The sequence below is a fragment of the Enterococcus sp. DIV1067f genome, assembly GCF_050543505.1.
GTDB lineage: Bacteria > Bacillota > Bacilli > Lactobacillales > Enterococcaceae > Enterococcus_D > Enterococcus_D entomosocium.
In genome coordinates this window covers 2,459,361-2,478,469 of record NZ_CP172940.1, presented here as the reverse complement: position 1 = coordinate 2,478,469, position 19,109 = coordinate 2,459,361, and the positions used below count along the sequence as shown (strand labels likewise).

Annotated in this window: 11 protein-coding genes; 10 read left to right on the top strand and 1 reads right to left on the bottom strand. The window is 42.6% G+C overall.

Annotated features, from left to right (window positions below; genetic code table 11):
• Positions 1-13: 13 nt before the first annotated feature.
• From IGJ42_RS11395 to IGJ42_RS11350, 10 genes are all read left to right on the top strand, one after another.
• A complete protein-coding gene (locus IGJ42_RS11395; protein WP_430607092.1) occupies positions 14-880 on the top strand; it encodes a class II fructose-bisphosphate aldolase in 867 nt (288 codons plus the stop codon).
• Positions 881-1,501: a zeta toxin family protein gene (locus tag IGJ42_RS11390; RefSeq protein ID WP_194188416.1), complete on the top strand. Its 621-nt coding sequence runs from the start codon at positions 881-883 to the stop codon at positions 1,499-1,501.
• Between the two features lie 206 nt (positions 1,502-1,707).
• Positions 1,708-2,307 carry an NUDIX hydrolase N-terminal domain-containing protein gene (locus IGJ42_RS11385; RefSeq protein WP_008379067.1) on the top strand — a complete coding sequence of 200 codons (600 nt, stop codon included), beginning with the start codon at positions 1,708-1,710 and terminating at the stop codon, positions 2,305-2,307.
• A 161-nt stretch (positions 2,308-2,468) separates the two neighbouring features.
• Positions 2,469-3,779, top strand: a complete 1,311-nt coding sequence (locus IGJ42_RS11380; protein ID WP_086332582.1) for an NCS2 family permease — start codon at positions 2,469-2,471, stop codon at positions 3,777-3,779.
• 568 nt (positions 3,780-4,347) lie between these two features.
• Entirely contained in the window at positions 4,348-5,826 is a 1,479-nt protein-coding gene (locus IGJ42_RS11375; RefSeq protein WP_430615449.1) for a helix-turn-helix domain-containing protein, read from the top strand.
• 242 nt (positions 5,827-6,068) lie between these two features.
• Positions 6,069-13,589 carry a MucBP domain-containing protein gene (locus IGJ42_RS11370; RefSeq protein ID WP_430615447.1) on the top strand — a complete coding sequence of 2,507 codons (7,521 nt, stop codon included), beginning with the start codon at positions 6,069-6,071 and terminating at the stop codon, positions 13,587-13,589.
• A gap of 169 nt (positions 13,590-13,758) precedes the next feature.
• On the top strand, positions 13,759-14,103 hold the full coding sequence (locus tag IGJ42_RS11365; protein ID WP_430615445.1) for a DUF7006 family protein: 345 nt from the start codon (positions 13,759-13,761) through the stop codon (positions 14,101-14,103).
• A 203-nt stretch (positions 14,104-14,306) separates the two neighbouring features.
• Positions 14,307-15,302: a LacI family DNA-binding transcriptional regulator gene (locus IGJ42_RS11360; protein WP_430615443.1), complete on the top strand. Its 996-nt coding sequence runs from the start codon at positions 14,307-14,309 to the stop codon at positions 15,300-15,302.
• 146 nt (positions 15,303-15,448) lie between these two features.
• Positions 15,449-16,825 (top strand): PTS transporter subunit EIIC, encoded by a 1,377-nt coding sequence (locus IGJ42_RS11355; protein WP_086297404.1) that lies wholly within the window; start codon positions 15,449-15,451, stop codon positions 16,823-16,825.
• 43 nt (positions 16,826-16,868) lie between these two features.
• Complete coding sequence (locus IGJ42_RS11350) at positions 16,869-18,311, top strand: glycoside hydrolase family 32 protein (protein WP_430615441.1); 1,443 nt, start codon at positions 16,869-16,871, stop codon at positions 18,309-18,311.
• Positions 18,312-18,432: 121 nt separating this feature from the next.
• On the opposite strand, the gene IGJ42_RS11345 is transcribed toward IGJ42_RS11350, so the two are convergent.
• A complete protein-coding gene (locus tag IGJ42_RS11345) occupies positions 18,433-19,104 on the bottom strand; it encodes a cyclic nucleotide-binding domain-containing protein (RefSeq protein WP_005234674.1) in 672 nt (223 codons plus the stop codon).
• Positions 19,105-19,109 lie beyond the last annotated feature (5 nt).

The following is a 19,109-nucleotide window of genomic DNA, read 5'->3' as shown; positions in this document are numbered from 1 at the left end:
GGTGGAATCAAGGATGTATACAACATTAAAAGAAGTAACGAAAACAGCAGAAGCATTGAATTTTACAGTGGGGGCTTTTAATACCCATAATTTAGAAATGCTGCCAAGCATGCTGCGGGCAGCCAAAGAGATGGGGGCACCTATCATCATTCAAACAAGTATCGATACGGCGAAATACATCGGCTATGATGTCTTGGTCAATGTCGTCAAAACGATTGCCGATCACGAGCTGGTGGACGCTGTCTTGCATTTGGACCATGCCAGAGATTTCGATGAGATCAAAGCGGCGATTGATAGCGGCTATAGCTCGGTGATGTATGATGGTTCGCATTTGCCCTTCAAAGAGAATATTTTGAAAACGCGCGCAGTCGTAGAATACGCCCATGCCCATGGGGTGTCCGTCGAAGGAGAACTAGGAACGATCGGCGGCACAGAAGAAGGCATTCATGTGGAAGAAGACGATAAAGTCTTCACATGCCCAGAAGATGCAGTAGAATTTGTCGCTGCTACTGGCGTCGATGCGCTAGCCATCGCTATCGGAACCAATCACGGCCAATTCCGCTCCAAAACCGAAGTGAATGTTGCGTTATTGAAGAAGATCCATGCAGTCGTCGACGTGCCGCTAGTCATTCATGGAGGAACTGGCGTCAAAGAAGAAGATTATCCTGAATTGATCAATAACGGCATTCGCAAGTTTAATGTAGGTACTGAATTGTTGGTCAATTGGACGAAGATTGCGAAAGAAAATTTTGGGGCAACGGAAGTCAACAAATCATTGCGCCACAACGTGATCCCATCCAATGAAGCCATCAAAGAAATCGTCAAGCACAAGATCGGCCTTTTCATGAATACGAAAGCGCCGACTGCGATCGGCAAATAGATGGTACGCAAAAAGATGCTTGTTTTATTGGCAGGCAGCCCTGGGACTGGAAAAAGTTATTTACTGAATCTGCTGAAGGCACGTTTTCCCGATCTTTTCGCTCTTACGCCAGATGAAATCAAAGAGTGCTATGCCGAATCCCTTGGCTTTGATTCATTGGCAGAAAAAGCCCAGATCGAAAAGCAGTATGTTTGGCCTTTTTACTATCAGTCATTGGGCTTGTATATGTCTCTAGGAAAACGCTTGGTGGTCTCGGAATACCCCTTTAGTGAAAAGCAGAAGCCCTTGCTGACTTTTCTCGCTCAAAGTTATGGCTACGACTGCTTGACCATACGTTTGACTGCCTCGTTTGAAACCTTATGGGAAAGACGTTTCATACGTGATCGAGCGGATGACCGTCATTTGAGTTTTATCATGGAACGATACCATTACGGGGATGTGCTGGAAGATAGACAAGCTGCAACCAACCATATAACCAAAGAAGCGTTTCGGCAAATCATCACCGATCGCCGTTACGATGACTTTCAGTTAGGGGAGCTTATCGAAGTCAATGTGGAAGATTACAAGCAAGTGGATTATCGTCCGTTGATCGAGAGAATCGCAATTGAGCTAAGTAAATAAGCAAAGCAGTGGGCGTTATACCTGTTCTAGGTACATGCCAACTGCTTTTTTTTATGAGCTATTTCTCATGACTCAGCTTTTGGGGAAGTTTAGCTGTCACAGCAAGACGGATTGTTTCTTATGTCTCAGAAGACTTTCTTTTGCAAAACCGCCGATTTCCTCTAGAATAAGAAGCATAACAGAGAAATGGAAAAGGCGGGGAATGGATGAAAGATTATTTTGCGCAATACAAACGCCTGTTATCGATCGCTGAAGCAGGTTTGTACTATGGCAAAGATGTGTACGATAAGGAACGATACCAAGAAATCAAAGAGTTGGCATTGCATTTGATGAGTACCGTCGTGGATCAAGACGCAGCTGCGTTGACCCTTTTAACAGAAAAAAATGAGGGGTATCCTACACCTAAAGTCGACGTACGAGCATTGATCCAAAAAGACGAAAAAATCTTGCTAGTGGAAGACAGCCTGACGAAAGAATGGTCACTGCCGGGTGGCTATGCAGAGATTGGCTTGACGCCTCGGGAAAACATCAAAAAAGAAGTGCTGGAAGAAACCGGTTTGCTAGTAGAGGTGAAGGAGCTGCGAGCAATTTTTGATACGAATCTAAGACAAGACATTCCGCAAGTGTTTCAATACTATAAGTTGGTCTTTGAATGTGAGGTTCTGGCAGGGGACTTTATCAAAAACAGTGAAACCTCCAACAGCGATTACTTTGCGTTGAACGAGTTGCCAAAGCTTTCCATCAAGCGCACCACCAAGGAACAGCTGGAGCAATTGGTGAATGAGAAGTCGTTACACGTTGATTAGAAACAACTAAGGGTAAGATGTTGGAAAAAGCGTTTTATTGGTTTTTTTAACCGGATAATATTTACTTGCAGATAAAGTTGGTTTATGATTGATTTCGTCGTTTTCATTATAAAAAAATCAAGCAATGGCGACACCTTTGCTTGATTGCTGGAGGAGTAAAAATGAAGAATCAAATCAATTCCTTTTTTGGGCTAGATACCTTACAAACAACGGTCAAACGAGAAATCTTAGCTGGTTTCACCACCTTTATCTCAATGGCCTATATTTTATTCGTCAATCCAACGGTCCTCGGGGCATCTGGGATGGACGAAGGTGCCGTCTTTACAGCAACGGCGTTAGCCAGTGCATTGGGCTGTATCTTGATGGGGGTTTTAGCAAAATACCCGATCGCTACAGCACCCGCATTAGGGATCAACGCCTTCTTTTCTTATTCAGTTTGTATTGGAATGGGGGTTCCATGGCAAACAGCATTAGCGGGTGTGTTTGTGGCATCACTGATTTTCATCGTGATCACGATCTTCAAATTAAGGGAGCTGATCATTGATGCGATCCCTGCTGATTTAAAATACGCCATCTCTGGCGGGATCGGTCTGTTCATCGCCTTTTTGGGACTGAGCGAAGGCGGGATCATCGTTTCCGACGATTCGACCCTTGTGGCACTGGGCTCATTGAGTGTCGGTACGACGTGGCTGACGATTTTTGGTCTAGTGATCACTGCCGTCTTGATGGTTCGCAGAGTTCCTGGTGGAATTTTTATCGGGATGGCCGCAACAACTGTTTTAGGTCTTTTGACTGGCTTGATCCAAGCACCATCCAGTATCGTTTCTGCTGCACCAAGTATTTCTTCCACATTCTTAGTGGCGCTAAACCATGTAGGAGACATCAACTCCCTGCAAATGTGGGTCGTAGTACTGACTTTCTTACTCGTCACTTTCTTTGATACCGCAGGCACCTTGGTGGGGCTTGCCAACCAAGCAGGCTTCATGAAAGACAACAAAATGCCGCGGGTCGGCAAAGCACTTGCTTCTGACTCCACCGCCATGCTCGCCGGTTCTTTATTAGGGACCTCACCAGTAGGGGCGTATGTGGAATCTTCCGCTGGGATCGCCGTGGGCGGTCGTTCTGGCTTGACTGCTGTGACGACTGGAATTTTCTTCTTGTTCGGCTTGTTCTTTTCACCATTGCTATCCGTTGTCACTTCTCAAGTGACGGCACCAGCACTGATCGTCGTAGGTGTATTGATGGCGCAATCGCTGCGAGAGATCAAATGGCACGAAATGGAAATCGCAATCCCAGCCTTCTTGATTCTATTAGGCATGCCGTTGACCTACAGCATCTCCGATGGGATCGCGTTGGGCTTCATCTTTTACCCAATTACCATGTTAGCAGCCAAACGCGGCAAAGAAGTCTCACCAATCATGTACGCCTTGTTCTTTGTCTTTCTTGGGTTTATGTGGATTTTGAATGTGTGAGGGACAATTTAAGAGTAGGAATTGTATTCCTATATGAAATGAAAAAACAGTCAAGCTTGAGGCTTGGCTGTTTTTTTATTTGGAATAACTGGAAAATAGATGTGAACATTGATTTTTAAAATGTCTATATGATAGTACGTATGATTGAGGATTTTCTATTCAATCAGAAATAGTCAGAGTTGTGTTCTAACTACTATTGAGAAGAACGCTACCTCTCAATAAAAAAGTGATTTGATTTTCAACTTATAATTTTTCACCATATTTAGCTTTAAGGTGAAATATAAAATATCCTGAGAGATGTTGTTTCAGTTTTCCATTCTTATTTTTTACAATTTCTTCAACTGATCTATTTCATTATAATATCTTGTTAAAATTGTGGTAGCTGTTTAATATACTGTTTGGCTTCGCTTTAATTATTTTTAAATTATCATTAAATAGAAATAGTTTATAGGAAATGGATATTTTTAGCTTATTTTTTCAAATATCATAGATCAAATAAGGTATGATTAAATGAATATACAATGTTAAGATAGGTATAGTGATTTTGATTTGAATTGGAGGTGTGTAGATGAAAAACTTACAACTGAAGTTTATTGCTGACCCGACAACTGTTCGTTGGTTTCGGATACTAAACCTTTTTGAACGCACTCAAATAGCGACCAAAGGCCAATTAGCTAAACTAAATGAAGTTTCTGAACGGACGATTTTAACTGATATAAACAAGTTAAAAGAATATTTTTCTGATAGTGCTAAAATTGTTTCAACCAATAATGGCTATCTTTTCGAAAAAAAGAATTCCCTACGATTTATTGAACAAAAAGAAAAGCTATTGCAAAATGAAATTCTGTTTGAATTGTTAGGGAATATTTTCTATGGTGAACTAGAGGATGTAGCGGAATTGATCGACCGTTTTCACCTTTCTGAAACGTCTTTTCGACGCTATTTGAGACGAATTGAGCCGGTTCTTAAAGAATACGGCTTAAAACTATCACTTACTCCAATTGATTTAAAAGGTGATGAAGCAAACATCCGAAAATTTTTCAAAGACTTTTATTATGAAGGAGAAATGACCCCTCACACGTTGGTTCCTCCTAAAGAGATTCATGGATTAATCTATCAGACTTTTTTATCGAAGTTAACTGAAGCATCAGTTGGAACAGGTACTTCACCGATTGAATTTTATTACAGTCTATATATTGCTATTGAGCGAGTACGACAAGGAAAAACAATCAAAGTACCATCAAAGCTTTATAAAAATGTAATGAATAGCAAGGACTCCAATAATCTACTTTTGATCCAGCAAAGAATTCAAAAGAACTATCAAGTTGAATTAGGAGTAAACGAGCTTTGTTGGTTATATTTAGCTACTATTGCCAAGCGTCCTTTTGATCGAGTCGATCAAGATAAACTATTTTGTGAACTGTTACAATTAAATGATTCTTTAACTGATCTAACGGAAAATTATCTAAAAAACTACTTTCCAGAATTACACACAACCGAACTATTTTGGGTTTTCGACGCTTTTTTCCTTTCGAGATATATCAATCACTTGATTTCTCCGGTCCAAAATAAAATAATGTCTGAGATTATAGAAAAAACCAAGTTTGAATGTAAAGAATCATACATGAAAAATCGCCATTTTCTGCGCTCCTTTCTATTTAAATTAGATCTAACAGAAGACTTTTTGGAAGATATGGCGACTAGCTTAACATTGCTATCAGAAAGACTGCGGGAACAATGGTTATACAAAAGGAAGAAAATTGTTTTTTTATTAGAGGGCGATCTATATGTTTGTCAAATGATAAAATCTCGAATTTTTCAATATTTTGGTGATCGGCATCAAATCTTTTTCATTACGATTCCTGCTTTGACGGAAGATTTTTTGAATCAAGAAGATATTGATCTAGTTGTCACGAATTATAGTGAATATCTATCAGAGTATAATCTAAGTACCAACTGGTTACTATTAAAAACAGTACCTGATAAACAGGACTGGGAACTATTATTCAGAACAGTCGAACCTCAAATGTTCGAACTTATAAAATAATTAAATAATAAACATATTTTTAGTCTATTCGAAAGCAGGGAAAGCCTTTTGAATAGGCTTTTTTATGCTGTATTTCCCCCCAGGGTGAAAAATACGATTTTTGTATTCAAAAGCAACCTTATATACTCTTCTTTAGAACTTAGTTTCCTTTTATGACTATACGGATTTCGAAGGTGACTGCCTGAATAATAAATGATCATGATTTGAGAAATTGAAGCGAAAAGAATAGGAGTGTTAGGAAAGTGACACGCAAGTTAGGGTATATTATGTTGGTCATTACAATGGCATTAGGACATCCCATCACTGTATTAGCAAATACAGTTGTAGATGTTTCCCAAAATGACAGGGTTAAAAATAATCAGGAAATGACGGATCTTTCTATTGGTGAAGCTTTTACAGCTGAAGAAACGGAGGGGAGTACGGAGCAGTTTGAAGAGAGTCGATTGACAGATGCAGAACAATCGACGCTACCTACTGAAGAGAGTTTAGATACTACTGAATCTGTGGACCCTAGCGAAACAGAAACCAGTATAGAGGCAGAAACATCTGAAAGCTCTTCTAAGGATGAATCCAGTGAAGCTAGTTTAGATAGTAAGGTGGAAGTCAATCAAGAGGAATCAGGAGAAGTGGCTGAAGGTCTATGGGGAACCGTTCCTTGGACATGGGATGAGGAAACGAAAACAATTGCGTTAGAAGAAGGGGCAGCCGGCACGTCAGCCACAGCACCTTGGAAAACCTACACGAATGTTGTTCAAATTTCTGTTAATGGCAAGGTTATTTTTCCAGAAGACGTTTCATGGTTGTTTGGATCACCGCAAGCGCAAGCAGCAGAACGTCTAACTGATTTGCTGACGATTGAGCATGCAGGAAATATTGATGTGTCAAATGTGACAAACATGGATCGCATGTTTCATGGCGTTACTACACTAAAAAATATTGATGTATCAAATTGGAATGTATCGAATGTGACGGACATGAATGGAATGTTTGGACAAACCAGATCTTTAGCAAGCTTAGATGTGTCAAATTGGGATGTATCAAATGTACAAAATATGGGAGGAATGTTTAATTCAGCAGAGTCTTTAACGAGTTTGGATGTTGCAAGTTGGGACGTATCAAGCGTGACGAATATGCGTAGCATGTTTGGTCTAGCCAGATCCCTATCCGACTTAGACCTTTCAAACTGGGATGTTTCCAGTGTAACTGATATGGGCTTGATGTTTAATGCGGTTAACTCTCTCTCAAGCTTGGATCTTTCACGTTGGGATGTTTCGAGTGTAACAAACATGTCGGATATGTTTGGAATAGCGACTTCATTAACCACGATTGATGTGTCAAACTGGGACGTGTCAAATGTCTCATCGATGTTGAGGATGTTTAGTTCGGCTAGAGCGTTAACGAGTCTTGATCTTTCGAGCTGGGATGTAACGAATGTTGCAAATACAAATAATATGTTTGAATCAACTCAATCTCTACGTGAGCTGACCTTAGGTGAGAAATCAGTCTTTGCTTCAAACGTTAGATTGCCAAGGATCAATGCAGGTCTACCTTACTCTGGAAGATGGATAGAGCGTATCAATGATGAAGGGGAGAATGGTTTAACTCCAGTAACTTATGCTTCATCTGATGAATTTATGAATCAGTATGATGGTACTAACCCAGGAACGTACGTTTGGGAAAGATTAATCTCAGCACCAGTGACTATACGTTATGAAGATACCGAAGGGAATGAGTTATCTGAACCAGACATGCTAGATGGGGAGGTAGGAGAACGATACATAAGTGAGCCAAAAGAGATTCCCGGTTGGTCTGTTGTAGAAACACCAGCCAATGCATCAGGTAGATTTACTGAAGAAGAACAGGAAGTCATTTATGTCTATGAGCGATCAGACTCATTAGTCAGAGGAACATGGGGAACCGTTCCTTGGACATGGGATGAGGAAACTCGAACAGTTGTGCTAGAAGAAGGAACAGCTGGCACGCCAGCCACATCCCCTTGGCGAATAACTTATAGAAATGTTACTCGAATTGTTGTAAATGGTACGGTCATTTTTCCAGCCAATTCAGCCTATATGTTTTCTGGTCATACCCTTGATACACGATTAACAAGTCTGGAGACTATCGAGAATGCAGAGAAAATCGATGTCTCGAATGTAACAAACTTTGGTTACATGTTTCATAGCGCTAGCGCATTACGTTCAGTGAACGTTTCAAATTGGGATACATCTAATGGAACAATCATGAACTATATGTTTAATGGAAACAGCAGCTTAACTGAATTGGACGTTTCAAATTGGGATACCTCCAATGTCACTGGTATGTTCTTTATGTTTCAAAATGTGAATCAGTTAACCGAGCTGGATGTCTCCAATTGGGAAACAGGCAATGTTACGAATATAAATAATATGTTTAATGGTGTTAGAAGAGTGACCAAGTTGGATGTCTCAAACTGGGATACCTCTAAAGTCGAAGGAATGCAGGGGGTCTTTCAAAATACTGCTAGTTTAACAGAAATCGATGTCTCGAATTGGGATACCTCTAAAGTAAAACGAACAGACTATATGTTCTATAATAATTTGACCGGTGATTGGGTCAGTAAATTGACTACGATTGATGTTTCAAATTGGGATACTTCAAATATAGAAAACATGATGAGTATGTTTGGGGGAGCAAGAAACTTACTTCATTTAGATGTGTCAAATTGGGATACCTCAAGCGTTACCAGTATGTTTAACTTATTTGAAGTAACACCGAAAATAGAAGAATTGGATTTATCAAATTGGGACACCACAAATGTTGGTTCTTCTAGTTCTGCATTTGCTGTTGCTAGTGGGATGTTTAGAGGAATGAATGGACTCAAAAGATTACATTTAGGAGATAAGACGACCTTTTTACATCTAGCAGAAAATCTCCGTCCTACTTTGCCAGAGAATGTGATGCCTGCTGAACTGTATACAGGTAATTGGATCTTTGAAAAAGACCTTGAGGGGAATCTTTCCACCGAACATTTAACCCTGACACCAACTAACTTTTTTCATGAATATGACGGAAGCAAGACTGGTACTTATGTGTGGGAAAAAAAGGAAGCACAACCAGTTACAGTTCGATATGAGGATGTCGATGGGAATCCACTGTCGACTGAGACAATTTTAAACGGTACGATAGGACTTCCTTATGAAACTGAAGCAAAGGAAATACCAGGGTGGTTCTTGACAGAAACACCGAGTAACGCTTTTGGAATATTTACCGCAGAACCTCAAGAAGTGATCTACGTTTATGCTCGATCGGATGCAGCACCTGTAACAGTCAAATATGAAGATGCCGAAGGAAATCAATTATCGGAACCGACGATCTTAAGCGGGAAAGTTGGTCTGCCATATGAAAGCGAACCAAAAGAAATACAAGGCTGGTATGTGCCTGAGACACCCAGCAATGCTCATGGGATTTTCGGAAAAGAAGCGCAGGAAGTAATTTATGTCTATGCTCGATCGGATGCGGCACCTGTAACAGTCAAATATGAAGATGCCGAAGGAAATCAATTGTCAGAACCTACGATTCTAAGTGGGAAAGTTGGTCTGCCATATGAAAGCGAACCAAAAGAAATCCCGGGCTGGTATGTGCCTGAGACACCAAGCAATGCTCATGGAACTTTTGGAAAAGAGTCACAGGAAGTGATCTATGTTTACGATCGATCCGATGCGGCACCAGTGACGGTCAAGTATGAGGATACTGAAGGAAATCAACTATCTGAATCAACGATCTTAAGCGGGAAAGTTGGTCTACCATACGAAAGCGAACCAAAAGAAATTCCAGGCTGGTATGTGCCTGAGACACCAAGCAATGCTCATGGAATTTTTGGCGAAGAAGCGCAGGAAGTAATTTATGTCTATGATCGATCGGATGCGGCACCAGTGACGGTCAAGTATGAGGATACTGAAGGAAATCAACTATCTGAATCAACGATCTTAAGCGGGAAAGTTGGTCTACCATACGAAAGCGAACCAAAAGAAATTCCAGGCTGGTATGTGCCTGAGACACCAAGCAATGCTCATGGAATTTTTGGCGAAGAAGCGCAGGAAGTAATTTATGTCTATGATCGATCGGATGCGGCACCAGTGACGGTCAAGTATGAGGATACTGAAGGAAATCAACTATCTGAATCAACGATCTTAAGCGGGAAAGTTGGTCTACCATACGAAAGCGAACCAAAAGAAATTCCAGGCTGGTATGTGCCTGAGACACCAAGCAATGCTCATGGAATTTTTGGCGAAGAAGCGCAGGAAGTAATTTATGTCTATGATCGATCGGATGCGGCACCAGTGACGGTCAAGTATGAAGATACCGAAGGAAATCAACTGTCGACACCGACGATCTTAAGCGGGAAAGTTGGTCTGCCCTACGAGAGTGAACCAAAAGAAATTCCAGGCTGGTATGTGCCAGAAACTCCGAGTAATGCTCGTGGGATTTTCGGAAAAGAAGCGCAAGAAGTGGTCTATGTCTATGACCGATCGGATGCAGCACCTGTAACAGTCAAATATGAAGATGCCGAAGGAAATCAATTGTCAGAACCTACGATTCTAAGCGGGAAAGTTGGTCTACCATACGAAAGCGAACCAAAAGAAATTCCAGGTTGGTATGTGCCAGAGGCACCAAGCAATGCCCATGGGATTTTTGGCAAAGCCCCACAGGAAGTGATCTATGTTTATGATCGATCGGATGCGGCACCTGTAACAGTCAAATATGAAGATAACGAAGGGAATCAGCTTTCGGAACCAACGATTTTAAGCGGGAAAGTCGGTCTGCCCTACGAAAGCGAACCAAAAGAAATTCCAGGCTGGTATGTGCCTGAGACACCAAGCAATGCTCATGGAATTTTCGGAAAAGAAGCGCAAGAAGTGGTCTATGTCTATGACCGTTCGGATGCAGCACCAGTGACGGTCAAGTATGAAGATACCGAAGGAAATCAATTGTCAGAACCAACGATTTTAAGCGGGAAAGTCGGTCTGCCCTACGAAAGCGAACCAAAAGAAATTCCAGGCTGGTATGTGCCTGAGACACCAAGCAATGCTCATGGAATTTTCGGAAAAGAAGCGCAAGAAGTGGTCTATGTCTATGACCGTTCGGATGCAGCACCAGTGACGGTCAAGTATGAAGATACCGAAGGAAATCAATTGTCAGAACCAACGATTTTAAGCGGGAAAGTCGGTCTGCCCTACGAAAGCGAACCAAAAGAAATTCCAGGTTGGTATGTGCCAGAGGCACCAAGCAATGCCCATGGGATTTTTGGCGAAGACCCACAGGAAGTAATTTATGTCTATGATCGATCTGATGCGGCACCAGTGACGGTCAAGTATGAAGATACCGAAGGAAATCAACTGTCGACACCGACGATCTTAAGCGGGAAAGTTGGTCTGCCCTACGAAAGCGAGCCAAAAGAAATCCCTGGTTGGTATGTGCCAGAGGCACCAAGCAATGCCCATGGGATTTTTGGCGAAGACCCACAGGAAGTGATCTACGTTTATGATCGCTCTGATGCAGCACCTGTAACAGTTAAGTATGAAGACACAGAAGGGAAGCAGCTCTCGGAGCCAACGATATTAAGTGGGAAAGTTGGTCTGCCCTACGAGAGCAAGCCAAAAGAAATTCCAGGTTGGTATGTGCCAGAAACGCCAAGCAATGCTCAAGGAATTTTTAGCGAAGACCCACAGGAAGTGATCTATGTTTACGATCGATCCGATGCGGCACCAGTGACGGTCAAGTATGAGGATACTGAAGGAAATCAACTATCTAAATCAACGATTTTAAGCGGAAAAGTTGGTCTGCCCTACGAAAGCGAACCAAAAGAAATTCCAGGTTGGTATGTGCCAGAGGCACCAAGCAATGCCCATGGGATTTTTGGCGAAGACCCACAGGAAGTAATTTATGTCTATGATCGATCTGATGCGGCACCAGTGACGGTCAAGTATGAAGATACCGAAGGAAATCAACTGTCGACACCGACGATCTTAAGCGGGAAAGTTGGTCTGCCCTACGAAAGCGAGCCAAAAGAAATCCCTGGTTGGTATGTGCCAGAGGCACCAAGCAATGCCCATGGGATTTTTGGCGAAGACCCACAGGAAGTGATCTACGTTTATGATCGCTCTGATGCAGCACCTGTAACAGTTAAGTATGAAGACACAGAAGGGAAGCAGCTCTCGGAGCCAACGATATTAAGTGGGAAAGTTGGTCTGCCCTACGAGAGCAAGCCAAAAGAAATTCCAGGTTGGTATGTGCCAGAAACGCCAAGCAATGCTCAAGGAATTTTTAGCGAAGACCCACAGGAAGTGATCTATGTTTACGATCGATCCGATGCGGCACCAGTGACGGTCAAGTATGAGGATACTGAAGGAAATCAACTATCTAAATCAACGATTTTAAGCGGAAAAGTTGGTCTGCCATACGAAAGCGAACCAAAAGAAATTCCAGGTTGGTATGTGCCAGAGACACCAAGCAATGCTCAAGGAATTTTTAGCGAAGACCCACAGAAAGTGATCTATGTTTACGACTGCTCGGATGCGGCACCTGTAACAGTTAAGTATGAAGACACCGAAGGGAATCAACTGTCGGAACCAACGATTCTAAGCGGAAAAGTTGGATTGCCCTATGAAAGCGAACCGAAAGAAATTCCTGGGTGGTATGTACCAGAGACACCAAGCAATGCTCAAGGAATTTTTAGCGAAGACCCACAGGAAGTGATCTATGTTTACGACCGCTCGGATGCGGCACCGGTGACAGTCAAATATGAGGATACCGAAGGAAATCAACTGTCAGAACCAACGATCTTAAGCGGGAAAGTTGGATTGCCCTATGAAAGCGAACCAAAAGAAATTCCAGGCTGGTATGTGCCAGAAACACCGACTAATGCTCAAGGAATTTTTAGCGAAGACGCACAGGAAGTAATCTATGTTTACGATCGCTCCCATGCGGCACCAGTGACGGTCAAGTATGAAGATACCGAAGGAAATCAACTGTCAGAACCAACGATCTTAAGCGGAAAAGTTGGTCTGCCATACGAAAGCGAACCAAAAGAAATTCCAGGTTGGTATGTGCCAGAAACACCGACTAATGCTCAAGGAATTTTTAGCGAAGACGCACAGGAAGTAATCTATGTTTACGATCGCTCCCATGCGGCACCAGTGACGGTCAAGTATGAAGATACCGAAGGAAATCAACTGTCAGAACCAACGATCTTAAGCGGAAAAGTTGGTCTGCCATACGAAAGCGAACCAAAAGAAATTCCAGGTTGGTATGTGCCAGAGGCACCAAGCAATGCCCATGGGATTTTTGGCGAAGACCCACAGGAAGTGATCTACCTTTATGATCGCTCTGATGCGGCACCAGTGATAGTTAAGTATGAGGATACTGAAGGGAATCAACTATCGAAGCCAACGATTCTAACTGGGAAAGTCGACATGCCATATGAAAGCAAGCCAAAAGAAATTTCTGGTTGGACCGTGATGGAAATACCAACCAACGCCTCTGGAACGTTTACGAATGACGTCCAAAAAGTGATTTATGTCTATCAAAAAGAAGGAAATAATGGTGGACAAACTTCGCCTGAAAAAGAGAATCCAGAAAATGACAAAAGAGATCCTGCAGATCCAAAACTTCCCCATACTGGGGAAATGATGGCGGGGCAACGAATCATGCTCATTGTTGGATCACTACTACTATTAATTACCTTAATCATTATCTTTGACAAAAAGAAAAATAAAGACAGGTAAGACTTACATTAGTCAATATTAAAAAAAGCAGCAAAGCCCATGAAGGTTTTGCTGCTTTCTCAAATCTAAAACTAGTTACAAAATAGAGTATTCAATAAATGAAAAGGGATGCGTAGTCCTTTTATGGTATGTGAGAATAATCAGTAAGAGCGGAGAGGAGTATAAGAAAATGTTGTTTGCGACGAAAAAAGAGTATATCAATTATTTTCAAAAAGAGATAGATCGTTTGCCAAGAGAGAAAGACACGCTGGAAGACTATTTAGAAAAACAAGTAGAACGATTAAATCAACTAATTGAAGCAATTTCGAAAGAAACCTTTTGGGAGGTCATTCCACAAATTCTTGGGATTGATGCAAAATTGGGCCTTTTAGTTGATTTATCTAAGTATGAGGAGTTTTCAGACAACGACATCATAAGAATTATTGAGAGCGACTATAAAAATTATTTTAAAGAATTGTGTGGGTATGATCTTAGTATGGAAACGAAAAACTCAATCGTTTTTAATGTCTGCTGAAGACACTCTTTTTTATTGATCTTAGTACTTGTAAAAAAGAAGATATCTGAATCAATACTTTGTCTGCAATTATTTTTATCAGCACTTAGCATTAGGAGATGAAAAAAATACTTGATCTTTCCCTCCTATTTGTTTTTTACGCAAAACCTGCGCTTTTCTTTCAGTTATTGTTATAATAAAAGAAAATGCGAAGGTGGGAAATCATGACAACGATCAAGGACATTGCTGAAAAGGCGGGAGTAGCGAAAAGTACGGTTTCCCGCTATCTGAACAATGGCTATATCAGTGAAGAAAAGCGCAAAAAAATTGATCAGATCATTGCTGAAACTGGCTATCGCCCCAATACATTTGCTCGTTCGCTGAAAGCCCAAGACACGAAATTGCTGGGCGTGATTATTCCTCGGTTGAATTCACCCTCGACAAATGATGTGTTGAAAGGGATCGATACGACGGCACGGGAAAACGGCTATCAAATGCTGATCACCAACTCTGATCAAAGCGATGAACGGGAATTAGAAAATATCGAAATGCTGGTCAAACAAAAAGTAGCAGGGATGATCCTGTTTGCGCGCAAAATCACGCCGCAGCTGCAAGCGGTGCTGGCAGAGGTTCCTATGCCTGTTTTATTGTTAGGTCAACAGTTAGCTGGCATTCATTCCATCGTCCATGAAGATTATCAAGCTGGCAAAACCATGGCAGAATATGCAGTCAGCGCTGGCCACCGACGTTATTTATTTGTTGGTGTCAGCGAAAATGATTATGCGGTAGGTGTCTTGCGGAAAAAAGGATTTCTTGATGTCTTGGCACAAACGCCCAACGTCAAAGTCGACTTTATCGAAACGTCTTTTTCAAGAAGAGAAACGTACCAAAAAGCCCTTGTGTTCTTGAAAGATCAAACGGCAACGTACATCGCCTGTGCTACCGACAATATTGCTGTTGCTGTATTGAAAGCCGCCCATGAACTAGGGTATCAAGTGCCGCAAGACTTTTCCTTGAACGGCTTTGGCGGCTATGATTCGACGGATTATGTCTATCCGACCATCACAACGACCCAATATCCCTATGTCCAATTAGGCATCGATGCCGTCTTAACAATCCAAAAACTGACGCAAGGGGAAGAGGTTCCTGAGGTGATCGAATTACCGAATCGATTAGTGGTCAAACAGTCGACTGCCAAGCGTGAAAAGCAGGAGAAATAAAGCAAATATTTTTAGAGAAAACAGGACGACCATTTGCGGCGTTCTGTTTTTTTATTTTCTTTGCTTGCAAATGCAAACGGTTTCTGTTAATCTACAAATGTAGAACCGGTTCCACAAATGAACCGACGATCAAAGGAGTGGGAAAAATGAAGGAACAAAAAACGATCGACCAAGTGTTAGAAGCTGTTGGCGGCAAAGAAAATGTCAAAAACTTTGAACACTGTGCCACACGTTTGCGCTTGATTTTGAAAGACGATCAGTTAGTAGATAAAGACAAAGCGGAAGCAGTTGAGGGCAGCAAGGGCTATTTTTTCAACACGGGACAGCATCAGTTCATTTTTGGAACAGGAAAAGTCAATGAAGTGTATCAAGCCTTCGCCGCTGAAATGGGCAATGACGCCTCCGCTGAAAAAGCTGGCTTCAAAGATGATGTTTATTCGAATCTGTCACCCGTCCAAAAAGTTGTCCGCACGTTGTCAGATGTCTTGGTGCCATTGATTCCAGCTTTGGTAACGACAGGGCTCTTGATGGGGATTCGGGGGTTATTGACCGAGTTGGGGGTCACCTATAGTGCTGACTGGTTAGCCATGTTTGAAATGTTAACGGATACAGCCTTTGCCTTTTTACCTGTTTTGATCGCCTATAGTGCGACGAAAAAATTCGGCGGTAATCCGATCATCGGGATCGTGGTAGGGTTAATGATGGTGGCACCGCAATTGCCGAACGCTTGGGCAGTTGCCAGCGGGGATGCAGAGCCATTGCACTTATTCGGTTTATCGATCTCTGGGTATCAAGGGTCGATTTTTCCAGCAATTATTGTCGGGATCTTAGTTTCTAAGCTAGAAAAATGGTTCCGTAAATTTGTTCCACAAATGATGGATTTGATCGTGACACCATTCTTAACGATCGTCATTACTTTAGGTTTGATTTTGTTTGCGTTAGGACCAATCTTGCAAGTAGCTGAAAGAGCAGTCATCAACAGTATCGTCTACTTGGTGCAAGCGCCATTGGGCATCGGTTATATCATTTACGGAGGGGTTCAGCAAGTGATCGTGATCACTGGATTGCACCATTCGTTAAGTATTATTGAGTTAGGGTTATTGAATACGACAGGCGAAAACGTCCTACAAGTCTTAGGTACAGCAAGTATGGCGGGACAATTCGGGGCTGCGATCGCTGCGGCATTTATTTATAAAAACAAAGTCAAACGCTCAAATGCCATCAGTGCGGCGGTTCCAACCTTATTTGGGATCACTGAACCTTTACTATTTGGGGTCAACTTACGCTCGATGCGGATTTTTGGCGCAGGCATGCTGGGGGGCGCAGTCGGCGGGTTTGCGACGTATGTCTTCCAATTAGCTGCCACTGGGATGGGCATCACTTTTATACCAGGACTGTTGTTGTATACTGGAGATTTCGGTGCCATGCTGAAATACGTTGTCGTGATTTTGATTGCCTTTGCAGTCGGTTTTGCTGGTGTCCAATTGCAGCGCAAACCGCTAGCCAAAGAGTTGAATCAATAAATAATCCCTTGCTGTTCATCGGCAAGAGAAAAGAGGTACCGCATTGTTAACGAAGGAATACTGGGCACAGCTTGCCCAAACACAAAACGAATTAGCAGAAAAAATCAGTGCCGATGCGTGGCGCTTGAACTATCATTTGATGCCAGAAACAGGATGGATGAACGACCCGAATGGTCTTTGTCAATTCAAAGGCGTGGTTCATTTTTACCATCAATATGTACCGCAAACGCCCCATGGCGGAGAACCACCCCACTGGGGACACAAAACGTCGACGGATTATGTCACGTTTCAAGAAGAAGCGCTGTTTCTTACTCCCGAACATGAGTATGACAAAGATGGAGTCTACTCGGGTTCTGCCTTTATCGAGAATGACGCGATCCATTTCTTCTATACTGGGAATGTCAAACATCCTGGTGATCATGACTATACCTTTAGTGGACGAGAACAAAACACGGTCCATGTAATCAGCAAAGACGGCTATACCGTCGAAAAGCAAGAAGTCGTGATTCCTCATGAGGACTACCCTGAAGGATTTACCGATCATATTCGTGACCCAAAGGTTTTTGCCCACGAAGACACCTACTATATGCTGCTAGGCGCGCGTACGTTGGAAAACGAAGGCAAAATTTTGATTTATGAATCGACGGATTTAAATGAATGGACCTATCGAGGAATCTTTTTCGGTGAGGACTATGCTCTAGGCTACATGTGGGAATGCCCAGACTACTTCCATTTAGATGGCAAAGATGTGTTGGTCTTCTCACCGCAAGGCTTGGCAGCCAAAGAACATGCCTACCAAAATATTCATCAATCAGGGTATCTGATTGGTGAGGTGGATTGGGAGACCCTGACGTTTAAAGAAACTTCTGCGTTTCGTGAACTTGATTATGGGTTTGACTTCTATGCCCCGCAAACCTTTGAAGATGAGCAGAAACGTCGGATCTTGTGGGGCTGGATGGGGCTAGGGGATACCAGTCCTGAATACAGCAATCCGACGATCCCTCGCGGCTGGCAGCATGCCGCAACGCTGCCAAGACAGCTTTCGGTCAAAAATGACCAGTTGTATCAAGAACCTTTGCCAGAATTCCAAAAATTGCGAGACAAGCAAGTCAGCCAAAAAATTGTGCTTTCAGAGAAACCGCAGCACTTGTCTTTCGATGAATTGGCATATGAGTTGCAAGTTACGGCGGAAGCCCCATTGCAGCAGTTCCAGCTTGGACTTTTGCAAGATACGACTTTGGCTTATGAAGCTGGTGTCTTCACGATCCATCATGGCGTTTCTGGCTACGGTCGTAAACAGCGCAGTGTCAAGGTCGATGAACTGACGCAGCTGCAGATTTTTGTCGATACGTCTTCGATTGAGATCTTCCTAAATGGCGGGCAATATTGTTTGACCTCTCGCGTGTATCCAAAACGGACCGAGGCGATCGCTCTCAGCGGAACCGGCACGGTTACTGTCAATGCTTGGGCATTGGCGAAAAAATAAAGCAACGATCCGAAAACGACAGCAAACAGTTGGTTTTTCTTGTTGCACCCCCAAGAGTCAGCTTTTTCTCTGGCTTTTAGGGGGGCATCATACCAACTATTTCGCTGTCGTTATTTGCTTGTTACTGCTTTTGTTGGTTTTGGATAAAGGTCTGCAGCGCAGGCGCATCGATCCGATAGCCGTCTTCAGTTTTTGTGACTAGTTTTTGCGTTTTGAAATCTTTTAAGGTATACGTCAAATGGCGATAGCTCACGCCTAAGTATTCTGCGGTCTCCGTCAATTTTTCTTGAAAAAGATCATCGATCGAAGCTTCCAACAGTAGATGAGCAAGGCGCCAAGCTAAGGGATAGGTTTGATTGACGGAAAAATGATCCATACGCAGCAGCAATTTTTCACCGATAGTTTTGCCTAGTGTTTGTACGAAAGCCAGGTCTTGCATGAGCCCGTGAGCTGCTGCTTGCATCGGAATGCCCAGACATGTTGTTTCACCGATCGCAACCACGGCTTTCGGTACTGTTTCGGCGCCAATCAACGTGAGATCGCCAATGCAATCACCAGGATGGAGAAACTGCAGCAAGGCACGTTTGCCGTTTTCTTGCGTTTGAATGATCTTGGCTTTGCCAGTCAATAGGACGAAAAAGACCGACATCGGCACCGTTTCTTTTTGGATCGCTTCTCGATGATCAAAGGTCCAGAGGGCACTTTGTTGTAAAATCTCCTCAGGAATCGGCAAGGGGCAGCTTTCTTTGATTGGTACCTGCTTTATTGCCAAGGCATAAGCGGTTTTTTTCACTTTTT

What these genes read in the sequence shown, in the direction of transcription:
- IGJ42_RS11395 (WP_430607092.1), top strand. Translation starts at nt 14, where the DNA reads ATGTATACAACATTAAAAGAAGTAACGAAAACAGCAGAAGCATTGAAT.
- IGJ42_RS11390 (WP_194188416.1), top strand. Translation starts at nt 881, where the DNA reads ATGGTACGCAAAAAGATGCTTGTTTTATTGGCAGGCAGCCCTGGGACT.
- IGJ42_RS11385 (WP_008379067.1), top strand. Translation starts at nt 1,708, where the DNA reads ATGAAAGATTATTTTGCGCAATACAAACGCCTGTTATCGATCGCTGAA.
- IGJ42_RS11380 (WP_086332582.1), top strand. Translation starts at nt 2,469, where the DNA reads ATGAAGAATCAAATCAATTCCTTTTTTGGGCTAGATACCTTACAAACA.
- IGJ42_RS11375 (WP_430615449.1), top strand. Translation starts at nt 4,348, where the DNA reads ATGAAAAACTTACAACTGAAGTTTATTGCTGACCCGACAACTGTTCGT.
- IGJ42_RS11365 (WP_430615445.1), top strand. Translation starts at nt 13,759, where the DNA reads ATGTTGTTTGCGACGAAAAAAGAGTATATCAATTATTTTCAAAAAGAG.
- IGJ42_RS11360 (WP_430615443.1), top strand. Translation starts at nt 14,307, where the DNA reads ATGACAACGATCAAGGACATTGCTGAAAAGGCGGGAGTAGCGAAAAGT.
- IGJ42_RS11355 (WP_086297404.1), top strand. Translation starts at nt 15,449, where the DNA reads ATGAAGGAACAAAAAACGATCGACCAAGTGTTAGAAGCTGTTGGCGGC.